Annotated in this window: 23 protein-coding genes; 16 read left to right on the top strand and 7 right to left on the bottom strand. The window is 65.7% G+C overall.

From position 1 onward, the window contains the following. Window positions 1–4 precede the first annotated feature (4 nt). The 7 genes from QM712_RS29810 to QM712_RS29840 all read left to right on the top strand — a co-directional run bounded on the left by QM712_RS29810 (window position 5) and on the right by QM712_RS29840 (window position 6,601). Entirely contained in the window at window positions 5–538 is a 534-nt protein-coding gene (locus QM712_RS29810; RefSeq protein ID WP_415026727.1) for a copper chaperone PCu(A)C, read from the top strand. 20 nt (window positions 539–558) lie between these two features. After that, window positions 559–972, top strand: a complete 414-nt coding sequence (locus QM712_RS29815; RefSeq protein ID WP_415026728.1) for a hypothetical protein — start codon at window positions 559–561, stop codon at window positions 970–972. A gap of 20 nt (window positions 973–992) precedes the next feature. After that, window positions 993–1,511, top strand: a complete 519-nt coding sequence (locus tag QM712_RS29820; protein ID WP_415026729.1) for a YcnI family protein — start codon at window positions 993–995, stop codon at window positions 1,509–1,511. Beyond that, window positions 1,511–3,073 (top strand): copper resistance CopC/CopD family protein, encoded by a 1,563-nt coding sequence (locus QM712_RS29825; protein WP_415026730.1) that lies wholly within the window; start codon window positions 1,511–1,513, stop codon window positions 3,071–3,073. The genes QM712_RS29820 and QM712_RS29825 overlap by 1 nt, the downstream gene beginning before the upstream one ends. Window positions 3,074–3,218: 145 nt before the next feature. Continuing rightward, window positions 3,219–4,538, top strand: coding sequence for a proline--tRNA ligase (proS, locus tag QM712_RS29830; protein WP_415026731.1), 1,320 nt, complete (start codon window positions 3,219–3,221; stop codon window positions 4,536–4,538). Window positions 4,539–4,611: 73 nt separating this feature from the next. Then, window positions 4,612–5,892 carry a lipoprotein-releasing ABC transporter permease subunit gene (locus tag QM712_RS29835; RefSeq protein ID WP_415026732.1) on the top strand — a complete coding sequence of 427 codons (1,281 nt, stop codon included), beginning with the start codon at window positions 4,612–4,614 and terminating at the stop codon, window positions 5,890–5,892. Window positions 5,893–5,899: 7 nt separating this feature from the next. Beyond that, window positions 5,900–6,601, top strand: a complete 702-nt coding sequence (locus QM712_RS29840) for an ABC transporter ATP-binding protein (RefSeq protein WP_415026733.1) — start codon at window positions 5,900–5,902, stop codon at window positions 6,599–6,601. Between the two features lie 223 nt (window positions 6,602–6,824). Here QM712_RS29840 and QM712_RS29845 read toward each other — a convergent pair whose 3' ends face one another. Beyond that, a complete protein-coding gene (locus tag QM712_RS29845; RefSeq protein WP_415026734.1) occupies window positions 6,825–7,904 on the bottom strand; it encodes a zinc-binding dehydrogenase in 1,080 nt (359 codons plus the stop codon). Window positions 7,905–8,012: 108 nt separating this feature from the next. Here QM712_RS29845 and QM712_RS29850 point away from each other — a divergent pair, with 108 nt between their 5' ends. Beyond that, a complete protein-coding gene (locus QM712_RS29850; RefSeq protein WP_415026735.1) occupies window positions 8,013–8,795 on the top strand; it encodes a helix-turn-helix transcriptional regulator in 783 nt (260 codons plus the stop codon). Window positions 8,796–8,942: 147 nt separating this feature from the next. On the opposite strand, the gene QM712_RS29855 is transcribed toward QM712_RS29850, so the two are convergent. Both QM712_RS29855 and QM712_RS29860 read right to left on the bottom strand, forming a co-directional pair. After that, the gene (locus tag QM712_RS29855; RefSeq protein ID WP_415026736.1) at window positions 8,943–9,722 is read right to left on the bottom strand and encodes a DUF1365 domain-containing protein; all 780 of its coding nucleotides are present in this window, start codon (window positions 9,720–9,722) and stop codon (window positions 8,943–8,945) included. Continuing rightward, window positions 9,719–11,062, bottom strand: a complete 1,344-nt coding sequence (locus QM712_RS29860; protein WP_415026748.1) for an NAD(P)/FAD-dependent oxidoreductase — start codon at window positions 11,060–11,062, stop codon at window positions 9,719–9,721. The genes QM712_RS29855 and QM712_RS29860 overlap by 4 nt, the downstream gene beginning before the upstream one ends. 50 nt (window positions 11,063–11,112) lie before the next feature. Between QM712_RS29860 and QM712_RS29865 the strand changes: the two genes are divergently transcribed. From QM712_RS29865 to QM712_RS29880, 4 genes are read left to right on the top strand one after another with little or no spacing between them, the layout of a single operon-like run. Next, window positions 11,113–11,862: a sigma-70 family RNA polymerase sigma factor gene (locus QM712_RS29865; RefSeq protein ID WP_415026737.1), complete on the top strand. Its 750-nt coding sequence runs from the start codon at window positions 11,113–11,115 to the stop codon at window positions 11,860–11,862. Next, complete coding sequence (locus tag QM712_RS29870) at window positions 11,859–12,491, top strand: ChrR family anti-sigma-E factor (protein WP_415026738.1); 633 nt, start codon at window positions 11,859–11,861, stop codon at window positions 12,489–12,491. The genes QM712_RS29865 and QM712_RS29870 overlap by 4 nt, the downstream gene beginning before the upstream one ends. Before the next feature lie 43 nt (window positions 12,492–12,534). Continuing rightward, on the top strand, window positions 12,535–13,347 hold the full coding sequence (locus tag QM712_RS29875; protein WP_415026739.1) for a DUF1295 domain-containing protein: 813 nt from the start codon (window positions 12,535–12,537) through the stop codon (window positions 13,345–13,347). Between the two features lies 1 nt (window position 13,348). After that, entirely contained in the window at window positions 13,349–14,383 is a 1,035-nt protein-coding gene (locus QM712_RS29880) for an SAM-dependent methyltransferase (RefSeq protein ID WP_415026740.1), read from the top strand. Between the two features lie 4 nt (window positions 14,384–14,387). Here the strand turns inward: QM712_RS29880 and QM712_RS29885 are convergent, their stop codons facing one another. From QM712_RS29885 to QM712_RS29900, 4 genes are all read right to left on the bottom strand, one after another. Then, entirely contained in the window at window positions 14,388–14,792 is a 405-nt protein-coding gene (locus QM712_RS29885) for a DUF2177 family protein (protein WP_415026741.1), read from the bottom strand. Between the two features lie 67 nt (window positions 14,793–14,859). Then, window positions 14,860–16,155, bottom strand: a complete 1,296-nt coding sequence (locus tag QM712_RS29890) for an MFS transporter (protein ID WP_415026742.1) — start codon at window positions 16,153–16,155, stop codon at window positions 14,860–14,862. Window positions 16,156–16,313: 158 nt separating this feature from the next. Further along, a complete protein-coding gene (locus QM712_RS29895) occupies window positions 16,314–16,586 on the bottom strand; it encodes a DUF3551 domain-containing protein (protein ID WP_415026743.1) in 273 nt (90 codons plus the stop codon). 2 nt (window positions 16,587–16,588) lie between these two features. Further along, window positions 16,589–16,891 (bottom strand): DUF3551 domain-containing protein, encoded by a 303-nt coding sequence (locus QM712_RS29900; protein ID WP_415026749.1) that lies wholly within the window; start codon window positions 16,889–16,891, stop codon window positions 16,589–16,591. Window positions 16,892–17,146: 255 nt separating this feature from the next. Between QM712_RS29900 and QM712_RS29905 the strand changes: the two genes are divergently transcribed. The 4 genes from QM712_RS29905 to QM712_RS29920 all read left to right on the top strand — a co-directional run. Continuing rightward, window positions 17,147–17,869, top strand: a complete 723-nt coding sequence (locus QM712_RS29905) for an outer membrane protein (protein ID WP_415026744.1) — start codon at window positions 17,147–17,149, stop codon at window positions 17,867–17,869. Between the two features lie 505 nt (window positions 17,870–18,374). Next, window positions 18,375–21,878, top strand: a complete 3,504-nt coding sequence (gene dnaE, locus QM712_RS29910) for a DNA polymerase III subunit alpha (protein ID WP_415026745.1) — start codon at window positions 18,375–18,377, stop codon at window positions 21,876–21,878. 128 nt (window positions 21,879–22,006) lie between these two features. After that, on the top strand, window positions 22,007–22,747 hold the full coding sequence (locus QM712_RS29915; RefSeq protein ID WP_415026746.1) for a carbonic anhydrase: 741 nt from the start codon (window positions 22,007–22,009) through the stop codon (window positions 22,745–22,747). A gap of 161 nt (window positions 22,748–22,908) precedes the next feature. Further along, window positions 22,909–24,500, top strand: a 1,592-nt coding sequence (locus QM712_RS29920; protein ID WP_415026747.1) for a caspase family protein, incomplete at its 3' end; no start/stop codon positions are given.

Raw genomic sequence — 24,500 nt, forward strand, 5'->3', positions numbered from 1 at the left:
CGACATGAAAAAGCTCTCACACATCCTCGCACTCGCAGCGCTCTCGGCTGTGATGTTAGCCGCGCCGGTGCGCGCCGACGACGTCAAGGCGGGCGACCTCGTCATTTCGCAGGCGTGGAGCCGGGCGACGCCCGGCGGTGCGAAAGTCGCCGGCGGCTATCTCACCATCGAGAACAAGGGGGTGGCGGCGGACAAGCTGGTCGCTGTTTCCGCCGACATCGCCGGCAAGGCCGAGGTCCACGAGATGGCGATGGACAACGGCGTGATGAAAATGCGCGCGCTCGACAAGGGGCTCGTGATCGAACCCGGCAAGACGGTCAAGCTTGCTCCGGGCGGTTACCACCTGATGCTCCAGGAGCTGAAGGGCCCGTTCAAGCAGGGCGAGAAGGTGCCGGTCACGTTGCAGTTCGAGAAGGCCGGCAAGGTCGCGATTTCCCTCGACGTCCAGGGCGTCGGCGCGCAGGCGCCGGGCGATGCCGGACAATCCGGTCACATGGAAATGAAGAAAACGCCGGATCACTCGGGAATGAAAATGTGATGAAGGCGATCAAGTCTCCCATGACCACGCCTCGGATCATCAAGGGTCTTGCGCTCGGAGCGGCAGCTTTGCTGTCGCTGTCGGCAGCGCCGCTCGCAGCGGCGACCGACGACGACAGCTTCTTCACCCATCTTCATACCGCGAAGGCGATGGCCAACGTCACGGTGTCGCCGGGCCGTGCCGGCCCGGTCGAGATCACCATCCAGCTCGAAACGACGGATGAGGCGCCGCTCACGGCAAAAGCCGTTTCGGTCACACTGGTGGACACGCAGACCGGCAAGAAGCTCGCCCCGGTCGAGGCCGCGCGCGATGGCGATGATGCCTGGCGCGTGAAGGTGGCGCAGTTGACGCCGGGACGCTGGATGCTCGGGCTCGGAATTTCGATCTCCGAGGCGGATCACGTCAGCGTGGAATCGCCGATCCTGATCAAATGACGATATCGAAGAGGCCGAACATGTCGAGACGATCCTGCCTGATCCTGATAGCCGCTTTCGCCGCTTCGCCGGCGGCGGCGCATATCACGCTCGAGACCAAGCAGGCTACGGTTGGAGCATCCTACAAGGCCGTTTTCGCCGTGCCGCATGGCTGCGCGGGTTCGCCCACGGTCAAGGTCCGCGTGCAGATTCCCGAGGGCGTGATCGCGGTGAAGCCGATGCCGAAGGCGGGCTGGAACGTTGATGTCGTCGAAGGCAAATATGCCAGCGAGTACGACTATCACGGTAACAAGCTTTCCTCCGGAGCCAAGGAGGTGGTCTGGTCCGGCGGCAAGCTGTCGGACAAGAACTATGACGAGTTCGTCATGCACACCGTGCTGACCGACACGCTCAAGCCGAACACGACCTTGTATTTCCCGGTCGTTCAGGAATGCGAGACCGGCGTGAGCCGCTGGATCGAAATTCCGCCGGAGGGAGCTGGGCATTCGCCTGAATCCAAATCGCCGGCGCCTGGCGTGAAGCTTTTGCCGAAGTCCTGATGCGCCTGCTCGCCGCGCTCGCGACGCTGCTATTCGTTGTCGGCTTCGCGACCGGTGCGTCGGCGCATGCGGCGCTCGTCTCGGTCGACCCCGCCAGCGGCAGCATCCTCAAGAGTGCGCCGAAGGCGGTTGAACTGCGCTTCAACGAAGCCGTGACGCCCGGCGCGGTCCGGCTGATCGACGGTGCGGGCCGGGCGCGAGCGGACGCGCGCGTCAGCGTCGCCAACGAAACCCTCTCGATCGCGATGCCATCGGATTTGCCGGAGGGCACCGCGGTGGTGAGCTATCGTGTGATTTCGCAGGATGGCCATCCCGTTGCGGGATCGGTGATCTTCTCGGTCGGCGCGCCGACCGCCACGAAGCCGCAGGCTACTTCAGATGGCGGGGTGAACGGCCTGATCTGGCTGGCGCGGGTCGGCCTCTATCTCGGGCTCTTCGTCGGCGTCGGCGGTGCGTTCTTCGCTCGCTGGATTGCGGGCTCAACGGCGGGAACGACCGTGCCGCGCGTAGCGCTCGCCATCGGTCTTGCAGGTGGCATTGCTTCACTTGGCGCGCTCGGCCTCGATCTTCTCGGCTTGCCGCTGCCGGCGCTTGCGACCGTCGCTCCCTGGAAGATCGCGTTCGCGACCAGTGCCGGCCCGGCATTGCTGGTCGCGATCGCCGCGATGCTGCTCGCCGGGTTGGCGCTGGTCAGCGCATGGCGTGCGCGCGTCATTGCGGCCGCCGCCTTCGTCGGCGTCGGCCTGTCGCTCGCGATGACCGGGCACGCCGCGACGGCGTCCCCTGAGGTGCTGACGCGGCCGGCGATGTTCGTTCACGGCCTCGGAGTCGCCTTCTGGATCGGCGCACTCGCGCCGCTCGCCGTGCTGGTGTCGAAACCGGCGGCGCCGGCCTTGCCGATCGTGAACCGTTTTTCGCGCATCGCGATGCCGGTGGTCGCGGTCCTGGCGCTGAGCGGTTTTGCCATTGCGATCATCCAGGTCGAGAAATGGTCGGCATTGATCGAGACCCGCTATGGCCTCGTTCTCGTGGTCAAGCTCGTATTGGTCCTCGCGCTGCTCGCGCTCGCTGCGCTCAATCGGTTTCGCCTGACCCCGGCTCTGGCAGGGAATATCAAGGCCGCGCCGGCCTTGAAGCGGTCGATCCAGTTCGAATGCGTAATCGCGCTGGGCATCTTCGCCGTCGTGGCCGGATGGCGCTTCACGCCGCCGCCGCGGACCATCATGCCGGAGACGCCGCTGGCGCTTCACATTCACACCGACAAGGCAATGTTCCAGGTCCTGGTCTCGCCGGGCAAGGCCGGCCTCGACGATTTCGTGCTCCAGCTCATGACAGCTGACGCGGCGCCGCTGATCGCCAAGGAGGTGACGCTGACCCTGAGCCTGCCCGAACGCGGCATCGAGCCGATGGAACGGAGCGCCGAACTCGGACCGGACGGCTATTGGCATCTGCGCCGCGTCGAGCTGCCCTTCGCCGGTCGCTGGCATGTGCGGATTGACGCACTGGTGACCGATTTCGAGAAGATCACGCTCGAAGACGAACTCGAGGTCGCGCCGCCCTGAGATCGAAGGTTCGAGCGGAACCTGAAGTCGACGGAAAAATGACAGGAATTCCGACGCGTTAGCGGCTTTTCCTCATTCCCGGTCTTGTGTTTTCGCTCCCAATCCGGTTTCACTGCAACCCCTTACTGATTCCTCGAGTGTCTCCATGCGGTTGTCGCGGTTCTTTCTGCCCATCCTGAAGGAAAATCCGAAAGAGGCGGAGATCGTCTCGCATCGGCTGATGCTGCGTGCCGGCATGATCCGGCAGGAGGCCGCCGGCATCTATGCGTGGTTGCCGCTCGGCTTTCGCGTGCTGAAGAAGATCGAGCAGATCGTGCGCGAGGAACAGGACCGCGCCGGTGCGCTCGAACTGCTGATGCCGACGCTGCAACTCGCCGACCTCTGGCGCGAGAGTGGCCGCTACGATGCTTACGGTCCGGAGATGCTGCGCATCGCGGACCGTCACAAGCGCGAACTGCTGTACGGACCGACCAACGAGGAAATGATCACCGAGATCTTCCGCGCCTATGTGAAGTCCTACAAGAACCTGCCGCTGAATCTCTATCATATCCAATGGAAATTCCGCGATGAGCAGCGTCCGCGCTTTGGCGTGATGCGCGGTCGCGAATTCCTGATGAAGGACGCTTATTCCTTCGACCTCAACGAAGCCGCCGCCCGCATCGCCTACAACAAGATGTTCGTCGCCTATTTGCGCACCTTCGCGCGTATGGGGCTGAAGGCGATCCCGATGCGCGCCGAGACCGGCCCGATCGGCGGCGATCTCAGCCACGAATTCATCGTGCTCGCCGAGACCGGCGAATCCGGCGTCTTCATCAACCGCGATGTGCTGGGCCTGCCGGTGCCGGGCGAGGACGTCGACTATGACAGCGACCTGACGCCGATCATCAAGCAATGGACTTCGGTCTATGCGGCGACGGAAGACGTCCACGACGCCGCGCGCTTCGAGCAGGAAGTGCCCGCCGACAAGCGCGTGAACACCCGCGGCATCGAAGTCGGCCAGATCTTCTATTTCGGCACCAAATATTCCGACGCGATGAAGGCGCTGGTGGCGGGCCCCGACGGCGTCGACGTGCCGATCCACGGCGGCTCCTACGGCGTCGGCGTCTCCCGCCTGCTCGGTGCCATCATCGAGGCCTGCCATGACGATGCCGGCATCAAATGGCCGGAAGCGGTGGCACCGTTCCGGGCGGTGGTGCTGAATCTCAAGCAGGGCGACGCGGCGGTCGATGCGGCCTGCGAGAAGCTCTATGCCGAGCTCTCGGCCAAGGGCGTCGACGTGCTCTATGACGACACCGACCAGCGCGCCGGCGCCAAATTCGCCGCAGCCGACCTGATCGGCATTCCCTGGCAGATCATGATCGGGCCGAAGGGGCTTGCCGACGGCAAGATCGAGCTCAAACGTCGCAGCGACGGTTCTCGCGAGAATCTGTCTCCCGCCGACGTGGTCGCGCGCCTCGCCGGCTGAATATTGTTCATCGCCCGATATCGAGGCCGCCAATCCGGCCACAATTGACCCCGAATCATGGGATTATCGAGCGATGGATGAGGCCATGACCGAACCTGTACACACCGCGCCTTTCGCGCCCTTCGAGTGGATGCTGTCGGCGCGCTATTTGCGGGCGCGCCGCAAGGAGGGATTCATCTCGGTGATCGCCGGGTTCTCGTTCCTCGGCATCATGCTGGGCGTGGCCACGCTGATCATCGTCATGGCCGTCATGAACGGCTTCCGCAAGGAACTGCTCGACAAGATCCTCGGCCTCAACGGCCACATCCTGGTGCAGCCGCTGGAATCTCCGCTGACCGACTGGAAGGAAGTTGCCGACCGCATCAGCCAGGTGCAGGGCATCCGGCTTGCCGCGCCCGTGGTCGACGGCCAGGCGCTGGCGTCCTCGCCGTGGAACGCCTCCGGCGTGCTGGTGCGCGGCATCCGCTCCGACGACCTCAACAACCTCACCTCGATCGCCAAGAACATCAAGCAGGGTTCGCTCGAGGGCTTCGACGACGGACAGGGTGTCGCGATCGGCCGGCGCCTCGCCGACCAGCTGTCGCTGCACGCCGGCGACAGCATCACGCTGGTGGCGCCGAAGGGCGCCGTCACGCCGATGGGCACGACGCCGCGGATCAAGCCGTACAAGATCGTGGCCGTGTTCGAGATCGGCATGTCCGAATACGACCTCGGCTTCGTGTTCATGCCGCTCGCCGAAGCGCAGGCCTATTTCAATCGCAGCAACGACGTCACCTCGATCGAGGTGTTCACGACGAACCCCGATCGCATCGACGCGTTCCGCAAGGCGGTGACGGAGGCCGCCGGGCGCCCGGTGTTCCTGGTCGACTGGCGGCAGCGCAATTCCACCTTCTTCAACGCGCTCCAGGTCGAGCGCAACGTGATGTTCCTGATCCTGACCATGATCGTGCTGGTCGCGGCGCTGAACATCGTCTCCGGCCTGATCATGCTGGTGAAGGACAAGGGCAGCGACATCGCGATCCTGCGCACGATGGGCGCCTCGCAAGGCTCCATCATGCGCATCTTCCTGATCACGGGTGCCTCGATCGGCGTGGTCGGCACGCTGGTCGGCTTCTTCGTCGGGCTTGTGATCTGCCTCAACATCGAATCGATCCGGCAATTCCTGTCCTGGCTCACCAGCACCGAGCTGTTCTCGCCGGAGCTCTATTTCCTGTCGAAGCTGCCCGCCGAGATTGACGTCGGCGAAACCACGGCGGTTGTCATCATGGCGCTGACGCTGTCGTTCCTTGCGACGCTCTATCCGTCCTGGCGCGCCGCGCGCCTCGATCCCGTCGAAGCGCTCCGGTACGAGTGAGGGGCTGATGGAGCAGCAGGGGGCGGAAGATGTGCCGGTTCTTTATCTCCACGAGATAAAGCGGCAATACCTTCAAGGCGAAGCGCCGCTGACCATCCTCGATGGCGCCAAGCTCGCGCTGTGGGCCGGGCAGTCGGTGGCGCTGGTGGCACCGTCCGGTTCGGGCAAGTCGACTTTGCTGCATATCGCAGGCCTCCTGGAGGCCCCCGATTCCGGCGAGGTCTATGTCGGGGGCGCCCCGACCTCGCAGCTCCCCGACATCGAGCGCACCCAGCTTCGCCGCACCGATATCGGCTTCGTCTACCAGTCGCACCGGCTGCTGCCGGAGTTCACGGCGCTGGAGAACGTCATGCTGCCGCAGATGATCCGCGGCCTGAAGAAGTCCGAATGCGTCAAGCGCGCCAAGGAGATCCTGGGTTATCTCGGGCTCGGCGACCGCATCACGCACCGTCCCGCAGAGCTGTCGGGCGGTGAGCAGCAGCGTGTCGCGATCGCGCGTGCGGTGGCCAATGCGCCGCGTGTGCTGCTGGCGGACGAGCCGACCGGCAACCTCGATCCGCACACGGCGGACCACGTCTTCCAGGCGCTGATGCAGCTCGTGAAGGCGACCCGGGTCTCGATGCTGATCGCGACCCACAACATGGAGCTCGCCGGCCGCATGGACCGCCGCGTCTCGCTGTCCAACGGCCAGGTCATCGAGCTCGAGTAACTGGCGCATTTGTCGAACCGCCTCTTGCGGCTCGGTCCACCGCTCCCCGGCGGGGAGAGGTGCGCGTCGATGCCTTCCCAGGCTGTCCCAACTTAAAATCGCGAAAACAACCCCATGCACAGTAGCCGGCCGTTGCCGGCTACTGATCGGGGTGACGCGCGCCAGCCGTCTGAAATGACGAGCAAAGCCGCGGCAATGGCGCATCGCCGCGGCTTGCCGCGTGTCAGGGCCTGAGCACCGTCAGTTTGAACGGCCCGGCATTGGCAGCGGCGTGAGCCACCGCGTCATTGGCATGGTCGAGGTCGAAGGCCGTGGCCTCGTACTCCTCCAGCCGCAGCAACCCGGCGCGTACCAGCGCGATCAGGCGGCCTGCGGCATCCGGCGGATACATCCAGACGCCGTGGATGGTGATGCAGTTGCGCATGATCCAGGGGTAGGGCAGGTCGAGGCCCGCGCCGCCGGCCATGCCGACGCCGCCCATCAGCACGACGCGCCCGTAGGGACGCACCGCCATGATCGCCGCGCGCACCACGGTCGTGCCGACCGACGGCGGCATGATGTCGAACACGCAGTCGATCGGACCTGATGCGGCGCGCTTCATGCTTTCGCGGTCGTCATTCTCGTTGCCCGTGAGCTTCACCGGCTTCACCCGGTCGCCGAAGCGGCGGACGAGGTCGGCGAGGATGCGATCGTTGCGGCCGGGCGCGACCACGCAGGCGGCGCCCATCGCGAGCGCGACCGACACGGCGGCGCTGCCGAAATTTCCGGTGGCTCCGCTCACCAGCACGGTTTCGCCGGGCTGCAACCTGGCGGCGAGGAAGCCGCCATAGGGCACGAGCAGCGTCCCGAGCGCGCACCATTGCGTGGCTTGCTCGGACGTGATCGTGCCGAGGCGCTTCACGTTCTCCGTCGGCACCATCATCTGCTCGGCGAAGGAGCCGTGACGGAAGTGCTTCTGCAGGCGTAGGCCACCTTCGTCGCGCGCGCTCCACGCCTGCAGCGTGATGTCGGGCGATATCACGTCGTCGCGGGCGCGCACGGTGGGATCGCAGAAGACCCAGTCGCCGACCGCAAGCCTGGTCGCATCCGGCCCGATCGCGCGGACCCTGCCGATGCCGCCGGGGCCGGGGATGACTGGCAGGTCGAGCGCGTATTTGCGCGCGCCGCTGAAGACCTCGTTGGCGTAGGACAGCACGCGCGTCGCGACGACGTCGACGATCACCTCGCCGGTGCCCGGCACTGGATCGGGGACGGTCTCGATCGCGAGCGGCGATCCGAAGGATTTGAGAACGGCAGCTTTCATGATGGTCACCTCAAGGTCGGGTGAAGCCCATATGCGCCGCCTTGGAGCGGACAAGAAGGCCTGGTATTATCCTAGTATTCCATCGACCCTCCATCGCGGGAGCAAGCCATGGCCGACCCACGCCGCGTCGAATTCGGCGACTTTCTCAGGTCCCGCCGCGAAAAGCTGCTGCCGAAGACCGTCGGGCTTCCCGCCGGCAGGCGGCGGCGTACCGCGGGCCTGCGCCGCGAGGAGGTGGCGCAACTCGCGGGCATCGGCGTCGACTGGTACATCCGCCTCGAGCAGGGCCGCACCGTCAGCCCGTCAGTGACGACGGTCGATGCGCTGGCGCGTGCACTGCGTCTCAACAAGGCCGAGCATGCGCATCTGAAGGCCCTGGCGCGCGACGGCGACAGGCGGGCGTTCACGCCCGAGATCGTGCCGCCGGCGATCCTGCGGCTGATCGACAGCCTGCCGCATCCGGCCTACGTGACCGGCCGGCGCTGGGACGTGCTGGCCTGGAATGGTGCCGCCGAGCAGGTGTTCGCCTTCGGGCGATTGCCCGAGGAAGACCGCAACACGATGCTGTTGATGATGACGAACAAGCAGACGCGAAAGGCCTATGGCGCGGGCTGGGCGGACGTCGCCAAACGCATGGTCGCGATGTTCCGCGCCACCCACGACGTCTGGGCCGGTGATCCCGCATTCGCCGAACTGCTGACGCGGTTGCGGCAGGGCAGTCCGGAATTCGTCAAATGGTGGGAAGCACACGAAATCCGCAGCACCGCATCGGGGCTGAAGACGATGTCTCATCCCACCTTGGGCGTGCTGCATTTCGAGCACACGAGCTTCCAGGCGAACGACGATCCGGCGCTGAAGCTTGTGATCTACACGCCGGTCAAGGGCGCCTGACCGTCATATCCTGTCGGTCGGTGCGAGCCCGGCCGCAAGCCGGCTGGCGTTCTCGATGCCTGACACCAGATCGGGGAGCGGACCGGACGCGCCGGTGCACATGCGAGGGCGACGTCACCATGTCCGGGGGCGCCACCCGTCATGGTCTCACTTGTCCGCCGTGGATTGTTTCGCCATGCCCGGCACGGCCTGCGCGCGCCCGTGAAAGCGAAATCCCTTGAGCACCATCCGCAGCGCATGCCAGTGGATTCCGGCAATGACCTTCAGCGTCAGCAGGGGGTGGCGGGCCAGAGCCGAGATCAGGACGCGGTCGGTCAGATCCTGCCGCGTTCCCTGCAGCGATGCCGCGATGACGGTCTTGCCGTCTTCCTTGCCTTGAATGGCGACCCTCACCTCCGCGGCCGGAGGCCTGACACGAAATCCATACGACATGTCCATGCCGAGAAACGGCGAGACATAGAACTCCTTGAGGCAATGCTGTTCGACGATATCGGTCGCGTCGCCGCGGACGGGTATCACGTAGCTGTGCCGCTCGCCGAAGGTGTTGTGGACCTCGTAGATGATGGCTTCGAGCGAAGCGTCGGGCCTGTGGCAGAAATAGACGCTCAGCGGATTGAAGCCGTAGCCCAGGATCCGCGGCATGCAGAGCAGCCTGATCGTGAGCTGGTCCGTCTGGCACCCGGCGCGTCTGAGGAGGGCTTGAGCCTGCTGCGATAGCGGAAGGTCGCTGCCGTCGCCATGGTCGGAATCGAAGAAGCTGGTGAGATTGAAGCGGTTGCGCGAGAAGAATCTGAGATGTCGCGAAGGGCTGTCGATGTCGTTGAGGTCGAGCAACATCCAGAATGCCCGGAAGCGCAAGCGATGCTGCCTGGGCTCGAAACGGCGGTGAACCACCTGGCCGGTGTAGAGACACGCAGTCGACGTCATGCGGCGATCTGTCCGTTTTGGTGACGGATGGCATTGTCGATGTAGATGCGGCCGGACTCGTTTTCCACCTGCCATGGCCGCCGGACGCCGCCGAGTGCCTCGGCGACGGCGAGGCCCGATTGCAGGCCGTCTTCATGGAAGCCGGCGCCGGAATACGAACCGCAGAACCACAGGCGGTCCTGCCCCTGCAGGGACCACAATCCACGCTGCGCGCTCATCGCCGCGGTGTCGAAGATCGGATGGTCGTAATATTCCTCGTGCAGGATCTGCCTGGGTTCGACCAGGGGGTTCAGGGTCACGAACAGGTTTTGTGCTGTCGGCAGATGCTGGAGGGCGTTCATCCAGTAGGTCACGGTGGGTTGCTCCGTGGTGCCTCTGCCGCCGATGTAATTCCAACTTGCCCAGGCTGCCTTGCGCTGGGGCATCAGGGCGGTGTCGCTGTGGAGGACGGCGCGATTCCGGCTGTAGCGGAACGCCCCCAACAGGCTCCGCTCCCGTGCCGTCGGCTCCTCCAGCAAGGCCAGAGCCTGGTCGGCATGCGTGGCGATGACGACGTCGTCGAAATGGTCGGTGTGACCGTCGTAGTCCATGACCTCGACACTGTCGGGCAGGCGCCGGATCGCCAGGATGCCTCGCGCGAGACGGACCGCGTCGCCGAAGCGGCGGGTCAGCGCGCCGACATAGACGCGGCTACCCCCGATCACCGTCCGCCATTGCGGTCGATTGCGCAGGCGCAGCAGCCCATGATTGTCGTGGAAACGAATGAACGACGCCGCCGGATATTGCAGCATGAGGCTCGGCGACGCCGACCAGATCGCGGCGGCCATGGGCAGGAGATGGTCGCTCCGGAAAACTTCGCCGTAATAGCCGGCGTCGAGATATTGCTCCAACGAGGAGAGATCGTCGAGGGACGACAGATCCCGCGGCGCTTCGCGATAGAAGCGCCAGAGATCGTTGAGCATCGACCAGAAGCGCGGACGAAACACGTTCCTGCGCTGGGCGAACAGCCCATTGAGACTGCTTCCTGAATATTCCAGCTCGCCTTCTTCGAGGGAGACCGCGAACGACATGTCGGACGGGTGCGTCGGCACGCCGAGATGGGCGAGCAGCGCCGTGAGATTGGGATAGGTCTTCTCGTTGTAGACGATGAAGCCGGTATCGACCGGAACGACCCCGTCAGGCGTGTCGACCTCGACGGTATTGGAGTGGCCGCCCAGCCGCGCGTCCCGTTCGTAGACGGTCACGTCGTGCCGCTGGCTCAGGAGCCACGCCGCAGACATCCCGGATATGCCGGTTCCAACAACCGCAATCCGCTTTCGCGCTCCGCGCTCGCTTTGCATCCGCGCCGTCCTCGTGGTCATGCCCTTCGATCCGCTGATTCCCGCGGCCGATGACAGATACGGATGAGACGCGGCTTTGGATCACGTCTGCGGCGGTGATCCAAAGCCGAATGGCGAACGTATCGGGGTGTATGCAAACCACCGGTGCAGCAGCTAGGCTAGGGTACGGCGATTGTCGGCCGGTACCACGGGAGAGACGGCGACGATGGGACAGTCGGCCGAAGGCCACCATGCGTTACGAGGCTGAACCGATCGCGTCGCAGGAGGCCGCCAACCTCGTTCGGGCCATTGCGACGCGTCGCGACCGCGAGGCCTTCAAGGAGCTGTTCAATTTCTACGCGCCCCGGATCAAGGCGGTGCTGATCAAGGGTGGTGCGACCGGCGAGATGGCCGAGGATCTGGCGCAGGAAACGCTGATCACCGTCTGGCGGAAGGCCGACAGCTATGATCCCGGGCGTGCCACCGTGTCCGCGTGGATCTTCACCATCGCCCGGAACCTTCGCATCGACCGGTTTCGCAGGGATCAGCGCGCCCAGCTTCATCAGGTGTACGAGCTGATGCTGCCGGCCGAGACCGCGCCGCCCGACGTGCCGCTCGAGGCCGTCGAACGCGAAAGCCGCGTGCGGGCGGCGCTGGACGGTCTGCCGGAAGAACAGGTCCGGGTGGTCGAACTGTCGTTCTTTGAAGGCAACGCCCATGGCGATATCGCCAGGAAGCTCGGCATCCCGCTTGGGACAGTCAAATCCCGGTTGCGGTTGGCCATGGCGCGCTTGCGCGATTTCCTTGGTGAGAACTCATGACGATCACGCATCACCCGGGTGACGAAACGCTGGCTGCCTTCGCAGCGGGGACTCTTGACGAGCCGCGCAGCGTCGTGGTCGCCGCTCACGTTGCGCTCTGCCCGAATTGCCGTGCGAAGGTCGCGGCGTTCGAACAGGTCGCGGGCACACTGGTCGAGCGAACGTTGCCGGCCGCTTCGCGGTCCGGCGCGCTGGACGACGCGCTCGCGCGGTTGGACGAGGCCGCTCCGCCGGCGCCAGTCATCCGCGAAGCGCGACCGGATTGCCCCGGCGTGCTCGCGCCCTACGACGTCGGACCATGGCGATGGATCGGCCCTGGCGTCTACTGGAGGAAGGTTGAGGTTCCTCAGAGCGAGGGAACGCGCGTGTTCATGCTGAAGGCCGCGCCGGGATCATCGCTGCCCCATCACGGTCATTCCGGGATCGAGTGGACCTGCGTGCTGCAAGGCGCCTTCCGTCACGATTTCGGACGGTACGGTCCGGGTGACTTCGACGAGGCGGACGACACCGTCGATCACACTCCGTTTGTCGAGCAGGGAGACCAGTGCATCTGCCTCGTGGCCATGCAGGGCGATCTCGAGCTGCGTGGCTGGCTCGGCAAGCTGTTGCAGCCTTTCGTTCGTTTGTGAAGCAAGCCAACGGCTGTAGAAACCATCCGCCCCGGGACAACGAATGACGGCTTCCAAATTCATCCTCGGCCTGATCGGTCTCTCGGCGGCGCTTTCGATCATCATGGCGATGGCCTGGCTGGTCTGGCGCGGGTCGAGAAACTCGGGATGGGTCGATACCATCTGGACGTTCGGGCTCGGCTGCGTCGGCCTTGTCGGCGCAGTGACGACGTGGCCCATGCATCTTCATGCCTACCTGGTCGCCGCCATGGCTGCGATCTGGTCGCTTCGGCTGGGGTCGCACATCGCGCGCCGCACGCGCGGCATCACGGATGATCCCCGCTATGCCAAGCTCATCCGGGAGTGGGGCGCGGAGGCGTCACCGCGCATGTTCTGGCTGCTGCAGAAGCAGGCGATCGTCAGCATTCCACTCGCGCTTTCGATGTGGCTCGCGGCCAATGCTCCCGCCTCGATGCCGCTGCCGCAGACCGCGATCGCGATCCTGATCTCCGTCGTGGCGATTGCCGGCGAGGCGATCGCCGACGAGCAGCTTCGGCGGTTTCGTCAGGTTACGGCGGACAAGGCAAAGGTCTGCGACGCGGGGCTCTGGCGATGGTCGCGTCATCCCAATTACTTCTTCGAATGGCTGGGGTGGCTGGCCTATCCCGTCCTGGCCATCGACCTCGCGGGAAACAACCCCTGGGGGTATTTCGCGCTTGGAGCGCCGCTCTGCATGTATTGGCTTCTCGTCCATGTGTCGGGCATTCCGCCGTTGGAAGAGCACATGCTGGCGGCTCGCGGTGAGGCCTTTCGCAGATACCAGATGAGCACGAACGTATTCTTTCCGGGGCCACCGAAAGCGCCTGCAGGAGGCTAGTTTGACACTGACGGAAACCGCGATCCGGCTCGGCGAAACGCTGCCGTGGCCCGACAGCGTCAGCGCTGCGGTCATCAACCGCATGGTCGAACGTACCCGGCGCCATCTGGCGCAATCTCCGGGCGGGTCGGATGCAAGCTTCTCGCGCGCGATGGCGGCGCTGCCGATTGCGATCAATACCGCCGAGGCCAACACGCAGCATTACGAGATTCCGGCGCGGTTCTTCGAACTGATCCTCGGTCCGCAGCGCAAATACTCCTGCTGCCTTTACGACGACGATCGCGATACGCTGGCGCAGGCTGAGGAACGTGCGCTCGACGTCACCGCCGGGCACGCCGGGCTGGCGGATGGGCAGGATATCCTTGAACTCGGCTGCGGTTGGGGCTCGTTGTCGCTCTGGATGGCGCGGCGTTATCCGGGTGCTCGCATCACGTCGGTTTCCAATTCGGCATCGCAGCGCGACTTCATCCTTCGTCAGGCCGATGCGGCGAACATCCGCAATCTCTCCGTCGTCACGGCCGACATGAACGAATTCGTGCCGCGCGGAGAATTCGACCGCGTGGTCTCCGTGGAGATGTTCGAGCACATGGTCAACTGGCGGCCGCTGCTGACCCGCATGCGAGCTGCGCTGCGCTCCGATGGCCGGCTGTTCCTGCACGTCTTCACGCACAAATCCGGCTCTTACCGTTTCTCCGCCGAGAACCGCGCGGACTGGATCGCGCAGCATTTCTTCACCGGCGGGATCATGCCGAGCCACCGGCTGATCCGGCAGTATCACGACATCTTCGACGTGAGCGCCGAGTGGCAATGGAACGGCCGGCACTATGAAAGGACCGCCCGGGACTGGCTGGCCAATTACGATCGGAACCGGACCGAGATCTTCGAGGTGCTGAAACAGGTTTACGGCAACGACGCACGTCTTTGGCAGCGGCGATGGCGCCTGTTCTTCCTCGCCACGATGGGCCTGTTCGGTCATGCGTCCGGTCGGGAATGGGGCGTCAGCCATTATCTGCTGACGCCGTCACGACCGGCGTGAGCCGTCAGGCATTGGAAACGGCGCGAACGACCAGAAGGCCGACATAGGCCGCAAGAGCCGAGGCGGCCGCGCCGTAGGCGATGTCGAGCACGGTGATCTGCAGCGTCCAGTTGCGCAGGGTGGCGAAATTGGTGAGGTCGTAGGTGGCGTAGGCGATCGCGCCGAACAGCGCCGCCGATCCGGCGGCCGCCATCGCAGAACCCGATCTCAGCCCGGGCAGAACGGCGAAGACGAGCAATCCCACCGGATAGATCAGATAGAACGCGATCGCCGGCCCGATCCGGAGGTCGGTCAGGAGAATGTCTCCCAGTGTCGGACGGTAGAGCGCTGGCCCCATCAAGGTCAGCCAGACGGCGTCGACTGCGCCAAAGACGATCAGCGTGGTGAAATAGCCGGCGACATAGGCCATCGCGCTCTCCGGAAATTGCTTCTCCGTATATACGCCTGGCGACGGGCTCTGGATCAGATGGCGGACCTCAGGCCACCGGATGTTTGGGGCGATCCGATCGGCTGTGGCGCGCCGGTGCGAGTGGCGGTGCCGGCCGCACGGGCGCGTTGTCCGGCGGAGCCGTGCTGCTTCCCTTGGCTGGAGCGGATCCGGCATCGCGCGCGGCGACGATCCAGATCAGGAAGCCGAGCAGCGCGAGGCCCGCGCCGACGGGACCGGTCGACGTCCAGCCCAGCCCCTCGCGGATGGCGAGTCCTCCGAGGAACGGGCCGAGCGCGTTGGCGGTGTTGAACGCCGAATGGTTGAGCGCGGCCGCGAGTGCCTGGGCGTCGCCCGCGACGTCCATGAGGCGCGTCTGCAGGACGGCTCCAAGCGAGACGCCCGCGCCGATCGCGAAGACGTCGATGCCGAGCAGCCAGGGATTGCGGGCGGCGAGCGGAAACACCAGAAGCGCGACCGCCGAAAACAACAGGATGCAGCCCGCCGTCGGCATCAGCGCGCGGTCGGCGAAGCGCGGCACGAACAGATTGCCGAGCGTGGCCCCGATGCCGAAGATCGCCAGGAAGAACGGAATGGCGGCGGTGCTGACACCGGTGACCTCGATCAGTGTCGTCGCGAGATAGGTATAGACCGCGAACATGCCGCCGAAGCCGATCGCGCCGATCGCCAGTGTGATCCAGACGCGGCCGCTCTTCAGGGCGCCGAGTTCCCGCAACGGATCCGACCTGCCGGCCTGGTCGCGCGGCGCGAACAGCGCGCAGAGCAGCACCGTGAGCAGCGCCAGCAGCGAAACGAGGCCGAAGCTCGCGCGCCAGCCGATCGCCTGCCCAACCAGATTGGCCAGCGGGACGCCGATGATCGTGGCGCAGGTCAGGCCGAGCATGAGGCGGCCGACCGCCTGGGAGCGGCGATCGTACGGGACGAGCGAGGCGGCGACGAGCGCGGCAATGCCGAAATAGGCGCCGTGCGGCAATCCCGACAGAAAACGCGCCGCGATCATCCAGCCGTAGCTCGGCGCGAGTGCCGTGAGCCCGTTGCCGAGCGCGAACACGGCCATCAACACCAGCAACTGCGTGCGCCTGGCGAAACGCGCGCCGAGCACGGCGATCATGGGGGCGCCCAGCACCACGCCGAGCGCGTAGGCGCTGATCGCGTAGCCCGCGGTCGGCTCGTCGATTCGGAGGTCGGCTGCGAAGAACGGCAGCAGACTCATCGATGCGAATTCGGTGGTTCCGATCGCAAACCCGCCCATCGCGAGCGAGAAGAGGACGATTCCGAGATGGGGAGGGGGCGCGGCGGCGGTCGCGTGGGGCGAGGGCGTCATGTGTCCTGCATTGGTGGCGTCAACGGGAACCAGCCCAGCGAACGTCGCCACCCCTGCAGACTTTGTCCGCTGTACTTAGACCCGGATCGGCCCGCGTCAACACCGGAGCCTCGGTGCGAGGCGGGGCGCATATCAGCCTTCCGATTTGGGTTTGGCCGCTACTGGGGTGCGCGCCGCCGATCGTCGCGGCCGGAGGGAAGGGGACGGCCCTTCCTGCGCGCGGCGAAATACGGGTTCTCGAGGCAGCTGGCGGAGCGGCCGACGGCGAGAAACCGGCATTGCTGCAGCGATGCGTAGCGGCAGTCGAGATAGCCGACCGGGCCGTAGATCTGCATGCAGACCGGATAGTCGGGATCGTAGGTCTGGGCGCGGGCGTGTCCGCTCGCGAGGATCAGGCCGGCTGCGACGAATCCGAGGAGGGCGCTGCGCATCGTCATCGCGGCCATGCGGCATTGGGCGGCGAGAACGGCCCGAGCTGCGGACGCGGGCGATTCGGGTAGGCGTAGGGGTCGTCGCTCTGTCCGGCGAAATAGGGATTCGCGATGCAGCTCAGCGCGCGTCCCGATGCACTGGCCTGGCACTGCGCGTAGCTGTCGAATCGGCAATTGCTCAGACCCGGCCATTCATCTCCCGTCAGGCAGAACGGATGATTGATTCCGACGGCGTGCGCCGGCGAAATTGCGCCGAACGCGAGTGCAAATGTGGCGACAATTGGGAATGCAACAGATCCACGCATCAAGGATTCTCCGTTCACGCGAATGTGCGCGATGATGATCGACGCACATGTGCCACGCAAAATGCGTCGAGCACATTGGAACTGCAGAAAACTCTTGTTTCAAAGGGTTTCCCGCGCGCGGAACTAAATTTTCATTAATGAAGCGAGGGCCTTTGGGCTCAACTGTTGCGTCGAGGTTACAGCAATTCCAGCGAGCGCTGCTAAGAGAACGCGATGGCCCGGGGGCCTTCTGAAAGAAACTGGAACGGGATTCAAATGAAGAAGAATTTGTTGCTTGTCACTGCCAGCCTCGTCGCGCTCAGCGCGGCTGCTCCGGCGGTGGCTGCTGATCTCGCGGCGCGGCCTTACACCAAGGCGCCTGCGATGGTTGCCGCGATCTACGACTGGAGCGGTTTCTACATCGGTATCAACGGTGGTGGCGGCTCGTCGCACGCGAGCTGGGACCTCGTCGGCTTTGGCCGTGACAGCTCGCACAACGCGACCGGCGGCACCGTCGGCGGCCAGGTCGGCTATCGCTGGCAGTCCGGTCAGTTCGTGTTCGGCCTCGAAGGCCAGGGCAACTGGGCTGACTTCTCGGGCAGCAGCGTCGGCGCGATCTCCGGCTTCACCAACAGCACCAAGATCGATTCGTTCGGTCTGATCACCGGTCAGGTCGGCTACGCCTGGAACAACGTCCTGCTCTACGTCAAGGGCGGTGCGGCTGTGGTCGGCACCAAGTACAACGCCTCGCTCGCTGGCGTGACGCTGGCTTCGGCCAACGACACCCGTTGGGGCGGCACGGTCGGCGCGGGCATCGAGTTCGGCTTCGCTCCGAACTGGTCGATCGGCGCTGAGTACAACCACATCTTCCTGGGCGGCAACGACCAGAACCTGACCGGCGGCGTCGGCGTTCTGCCGGTTCACGTCAGCCAGGACGTCGACATGGGCCTCGTCCGCCTGAACTACAAGTTCGGTGGCCCGATCGTCGCCAAGTACTGAGATCCAGTACTGAAATAAGCCGCTTCGCAGGAAGCGCGCCTCGAAAGCCCCGGCCCCGGCCGGGGCTTTTTTGTTGTTTGAATCCAGCGGGTTAACCATTCTCCTCGGCGATGTCCGCGACGGCTTGACTCCCGAGAACGAAATGAGAACAATGTTCTTCATACGTTCTAGCGATGGAGCAAGCCATGTTCAGGATTTTCGTGGAAGAAGCGGCCGCCCTGGCGTCGATCACGCTGTTCGTCGGGATGATCGCGATCTGGGCGCAGGTGATTCCCCAGCTCTAGACCTGCGGTTTACAAAACCGATGGTCGGGACCTCCCGGGATCTCATCGTGGGTGCCGTTGGGATGGGGGCTGTTGGGGAAAAGCAGGACGGCGTGCCGGATCGGCCGCTCCGGCGTGGACTCTGCCGCTGCGACACCCCACCATTGTGATGCGAGTCGGCCGGACCAGCGCATGATGCCGGCGACCGCTTCATCCCACCTGCAAGAGGCCGTTACGCGACCATGCCGAGCGCCGGATTTGTCCACCTTCACGTTCACTCGGCGTATTCGCTGCTCAAGGGCTCGATCAAGATCGCCAAGCTCGCGGAGCTCGCCAAGAAGGACCATCAGCCGGCGCTGGCGCTGACCGACACCGACAACATGTTCGGTGCGCTGGAATTCTCCGACAAGATGGCGGGCTCCGGCATCCAGCCCATCGTCGGCTGCGAGCTGGCGATCGATTTCGGCGATCAGGATCCCAACGCGCGCAACGCGCTGCCGCCTGCGCGCGTGGTGCTGCTGGCGGCGCAGGAGCGCGGCTATCGCAGCCTGATGCGGCTCAATTCGCGCGCGTTCCTGGAGACGCCCGACACCCACGCTTCGCACATCAAGTTCGACTGGCTCGAAGGCGAGACCGAAGGCCTGATCGTGCTGACGGGCGGGCCGGACGGGCCGATCTCGCTGGCGCTCGCCTCGGGGCAGGCCGAGGTCGCGGCCCTGCGCTGCGAACGTCTCGCCGGCCTGTTCGGTGATCGCCTCTACATCGAGCTGCAGCGCCATGGTCTGGACAAGGAGCGGCGCATCGAGAGCGCGCTGATCGACATCGCCTACGGCAAGGGCCTGCCACTGGTCGCCACCAACGAGCCGTATTTCGCCGCGACCGACGACTACGAGGCGCATGACGCGCTGCTCTGCATCGCCGGCGGCCGGCTCATCGCGGAGACCGATCGCGTGCAGCTCACGCCGGATCACCGCTTCAAGACGCGCGCCGAGATGGCGGTGCTGTTCGCCGACATTCCGGAGGCGCTGGCCTCGACGGTGGAGATCGCCGAGCGCTGCTCGTTCCGCCCCATGACGCGCAAGCCGATTCTGCCGTTCTTCACGGTCGGCGCCGCCGGCAGCTCCGATGCGGCCGCGGTCGAGGCCGCCGAATTGAAGCGGCAGGCGGAGGAGGGGCTCGCCAATCGCCTGCGCGTCCATGGCCTGTCGCAGGGCACGAGCGAGGAGGACTACAACAAGCGCCTGGCGTTCGAGCTCGACGTCATCATGCGCATGAAGTACGCGGGCTACTTCCTGATCGTGTCCGACTTCATCAAATGGGCGAAGTCGCAGGGCATCCCGGTCGGACCGGGCCGCGGCTCCGGCGCCGGCTCGCTGGTCGCCTGGGCGCTGACCATCACCGATCTCGATCCGATCAAGTTCGGCCTGCTGTTCGAGCGCTTCCTCAATCCGGAACGTGTCTCGATGCCGGACTTCGACATCGACTTCTGCCAGGACCGCCGCGGCGAGGTGATCCAGTACGTGCAGCAGCGCTACGGCCGCGACCAGGTCGCGCAGATCATCACCTTCGGTACGCTGCAGGCGCGCGGCGTGCTGCGCGACGTCGGCCGCGTGCTGCAGATGCCGTACGGCCAGGTCGACAAGCTCACCAAGCTCGTGCCGCAGAACCCGGCCGCGCCGGTGACGCTCGCCGCCGCGATCGAGAGCGAGCCCAAGCTCCAGGCCTTCCGCGACGAAGACCCTGTGGTGGCGCGCGCCTTCGACATCGCCCAGCGTCTCGAGGGCCTGACCCGCCACGCCTCGACGCACGCGGCCGGCATCGTGATCGGCGATCGCCCCCTGAGCGAACTCGTGCCGATGTACCGCGATCCCAAGTCGGACATGCCGGTGACCCAGTTCAACATGAAATGGGTCGAGCCGGCCGGCCTCGTGAAATTCGACTTCCTCGGCCTGAAGACGCTGACCGTGCTCGACGTCGCGTGCAAGCTGCTCAAGCCGCGCGACATCCACATCGATCTCGCAACGCTGCCGATCGACGATGCCGAAAGCTACCAGATGCTGGCGCGGGGCGAAGTGGTCGGCGTGTTCCAGGTGGAAAGCCAGGGCATGCGGCGTGCGCTCGTCGACATGCGCCCCGACCGCTTCGAGGACATCATCGCGCTGGTGGCGCTCTATCGCCCGGGTCCGATGGCGAACATCCCCACCTATTGTTCGCGCAAGCACGGCGACGAGGAGCCCGAATATCTCCATCCCGTGCTGGAGCCGATCCTGAAGGAGACCTTCGGCGTCATCATCTACCAGGAACAGGTGATGCAGATCGCGCAGGTGATGTCGGGCTATTCGCTCGGCGACGCCGACCTGCTGCGCCGCGCCATGGGCAAGAAGATCCGCGCCGAGATGGACAAGCAGCGCGACATCTTCGTCGCGGGTGCGGTGAAGAACGGCGTGCCGAAGGGGCAGGCCGAGACCATCTTCGAGCTGCTGGCGAAATTCGCCGACTACGGCTTCAACAAGAGCCACGCGGCGGCCTATGCGCTGGTGTCCTACCACACCGCCTACATGAAGGCGCATTACCCGGTGGAGTTCATCGCGGCGTCGATGACGCTCGATCTGAACAACACGGACAAGCTCTCCGAATTCCGCTCCGAGGCGCAGCGCCTCGGCATCAAGGTCGAGCCGCCGAACATCAACCGGTCCGGGGCGACCTTCGAGGTCGGCGACAAGGTCATCTATTATGCGCTGGCGGCGCTGAAGGGCGTCGGCATCCAGGCGATCGAGCAGATCATCGAGGAGCGCACCAAGCGCGGGCTGTTCACTTCGCTCGCCGACTTCGCCGCGCGGGTCAATCCGCGTGCGATCAACAAGCGCATCATCGAAAGTCTCGCCGCTGCCGGCGCCTTCGACACGCTGGATGCGAACCGGGCCCGCGTCTTCGCCGGCGCGGACTCGATCCTCGCCGCCTGCCAGCGCGCGCATCAGGCCGAGACCATCGGCCAGAACGACATGTTCGGCAGCTCCGCCGATGCGCCGAGCATCATGCTGCCGCAGGTCGAGCCCTGGCTGCCGGCCGAGCGGCTGCGCCGCGAATACGACGCGATCGGCTTCTTCCTGTCCGGCCATCCGCTCGACGATTACGCCACCGTCCTGAAACGGCTGCGGGTGCAGAGCTGGGCCGAATTCTCGCGCGCGGTGAAGACCGGGGCGACCGCGGGCAAGGTCGCGGCCACCGTGGTCTCGCGCATGGAGCGGCGCACCAAGACCGGCAACAAGATGGGCATCATGGGCCTGTCCGATCCGACCGGCCATTTCGAGGCGGTGCTGTTCTCCGAGGGCCTCGCGCAATATCGCGACGTGCTGGAGCCGGGTGCCGCCGTGCTGCTACAGCTCGGGGCCGAGCTGCAGGGCGAAGACGTCCGCGCACGCGTGCTGCATGCCGAGCCGCTGGACGACGCGGCCGCCAAGACCCAGAAGGGGCTGCGCATTTTCCTGCGCGACACCAAGCCTCTGGAGTCGATCGCCAGGCGCCTCGCCGGTCCCGACATGGCTCCGGCCAACGGCGCTGCGCCGAAGGTCGGCAGTCCCGGCATCGCGCCGCGCTCCAATGGCGACGGCGAGGTCTCGCTGGTGATGATGCTCGACCTCGAGACCGAGGTCGAGATGAAGCTGCCCGGCCGTTTCAAGGTGTCGCCGCAGATCGCCGGCGCCATCAAGGCGGTTGCCGGCGTCGTGGACGTGCAACAGCTCTGACCGACGATCGGCCGCATGGCGCATGCCGTGCGCGGCGGTCTGGTTTCGCCGGGCCATCGCAGCTATGATCGCGAGAATGCAGGTCGTCCGCCGCGGAAGCGAGCGGTGGCGCTGGGAGGAGGCGGGACATGTGCGACACGTGCCGTGAATCCGATTGGACCTGGAAGACGCCATCGCGGCGAACGGCGATGCTGTTTGCCGCCTCCGCGCTCGGCGTGGCCTTCACTGGTCGCGCGCTCGCGAAGGAAGCCAAGGCGCCCCCCAAGCCGCAGAACGTGGTGGCGCCCGATGCGGCGCTGAAGCGCCTGATCGAAGGCAACGCGCGCTATGTCAGCGGCGTGTCGCGCCGACACGATTTCAAGCATGAGCGCGAGGCGCTGGCCGGCGGACAGAATCCGTTCGCGGCCGTGCTGAGCTGCGCCGATTCTCGCATCGCGCCGGAATACGCCTTCGATACCGGCCGAGGCGATCTCTTCGTCTGCCGCGTCGCCGGGAATTTCGCCGGCACCGAGACCGTCGCCAGCATGGAATATGCGGTCGCGGTGCTGAGCACGCCGCTGATCCTCGTGCTCGGGCACGACAGTTGCGGTGCGGTCGATGCGACGCTGAAGGCGCTCAAGGATGGCAAGTCGCCCCCGGGTCATATTCCCTCGCTGGTCGACGCGATCGCGCCGTCGGCCAAGGTGGCGATGCAGCAGGGCGGGGAGGTGCTCGACAGTGCGATCCGGCAGAACGTCGTGGACAACGTCGCCAAGCTCAAATCGGCCGCGCCGATTCTCAATGCCGCCGTGGAGCAGGGCAAGCTGAAGGTCGTGGGCGGCATCTACCGGCTCGCGACGGGAACGGTGGAGCTGGTCGCGCAGGGGTGAACTGCGCGCCGCCGTCGTGATCCTGAAGCTGACGCGGGGCTGACGCCGGAGCCCGGCGCCATGCCGCCGCCTCAATCCCAGCCTTTCGTTCAACTGCCGTTCAGCCGGCCGTGCGTCTCATGCGAGCTGGCGTTTCAACAACAATTGCGGGCAAGCAAGCCATGCGTGGGACTCTCAAGACCTTCATTTGCCTTCTCCTGCCGATCCTGTTCGTTGCCGCCGGCTCGCCGGAAGCGGCTCATGCGCAGCAGCAGGAAAAGCGCATCGCGCTCGTCGTCGGCAACGGCGCCTACGCCAAGTCGCCGCTGGCGACGACCGCGAACGATGCCGGCCTGATCGCGCAAACGCTGCAGGCAGCGGGATTCGATGTGGTCGGCGCGCGCGATCTCGACGGCGATACGCTGCGCAAGAGCCTGCGCGACTTCATCCAGAAGGCGCAGGCCTCCGGCCCGGGCACCGTCGCGATGATCTACCTGGCCGGCTACGGGATCCAGCTTGCCGGCGAGAACTATTTCATCCCGGTCGATTCCAACATCGCGCGCGACACCGACGTTCCGACCGAAGGCCTGCGCGTCAGCGACTATGTCCGCCAGCTGGCCGCGATTCCGCTCAAGGCCAACATCGTGGTGCTCGACGCTGCCCGGGCGCAGCCCTTCGTCGAGGGTGGCCAGTCGATCGCCAGCGGACTCGCGCTGGTCGAGCCGGAGCCGAACATGCTGGTCGCCTTCAACGCGGCGCCCGGCACGGTGGCTCCCGAGGAGCCCGGCCCCTACGGCATCTACGCACAGTCTCTGGCCGAAATGATCCGCACCGGCGGCCTGTCGCTGCCGGAGGTCTTCGACCGCGTTCGCCTGCGTGTCAACGAGAACAGCAAGGGTGCGCAGGTGCCCTGGGACGAGCAGAAGATCAGCGCGCAGTTCAGCTTCTTCGAGCGAGGCCCGGACGCGCCGCCGCCCGAGGCGGGCCCGGACCAGGTCGCCGCGCTCCGCAACAAGCCGATCCGCGATCTCGGCGTGCAGGACGCCTATGCCGCTGCGCTCGAGCGCGACACGCTGCCCGCCTATGAGGAGTTTCTCGCCGCCTATCCCGGCGACCCGCTCTCCAAGCGCGTGATGGCGATCGTGGCGGCGCGGCGCGAGGCCATCACTTGGCGGCGGACCTATCGCACCGACACGCCCGAGGCCTATTGGTCGTATCTGCGTCGCTATCCGCGCGGACCTCATGCGGGCGATGCGCGCCGCCGCCTCGCGATCCTGACTGCGCCGGTCGAGCCGCCGCCGACTTTCGCGATGATCGACTACGACGTGCCGCCGCCGCCGCCGGACGAGGTGGTCTATGTCGATCGTCCCGTGCTGATGTTCAGCGATCCCGTGTTCGGTTTCGCGCCGCCACCGCCGCCGCCGATCTACTATCTGCCGCCGCCGCCGCCGGACTTCGTCGTGCTGCCGCCGCCGCTTCCCGTGGTCGGCCTGTTCGTGCTGCCGCAGCCGGTGTTCGTGCCAATCCCGGTGTTCTTCAGGCCGCCGGTCTATGTCGCGCCGCCGCCGAACAACATCATCTACCAGAACATCCACAACACCACGGTGATCAACAACGTCATCAACCGTCCGCCTGCACCCGCTGCGGCCGTTGCGCCGGGAAGCCTGGCACCGGCCGTCGCCGGGCGTGCGACGCCGGCCGGTCCGGCGGTGCCGCAGGCGGTGGCGCAACGTGCCGCGCTGATCCAGCAGGGCAAGGCGCCGATGCCGCCGAG

The sequence above is a fragment of the Bradyrhizobium sp. genome (genome assembly GCF_047605465.1).
In the GTDB taxonomy this organism is placed as follows: domain Bacteria; phylum Pseudomonadota; class Alphaproteobacteria; order Rhizobiales; family Xanthobacteraceae; genus Bradyrhizobium.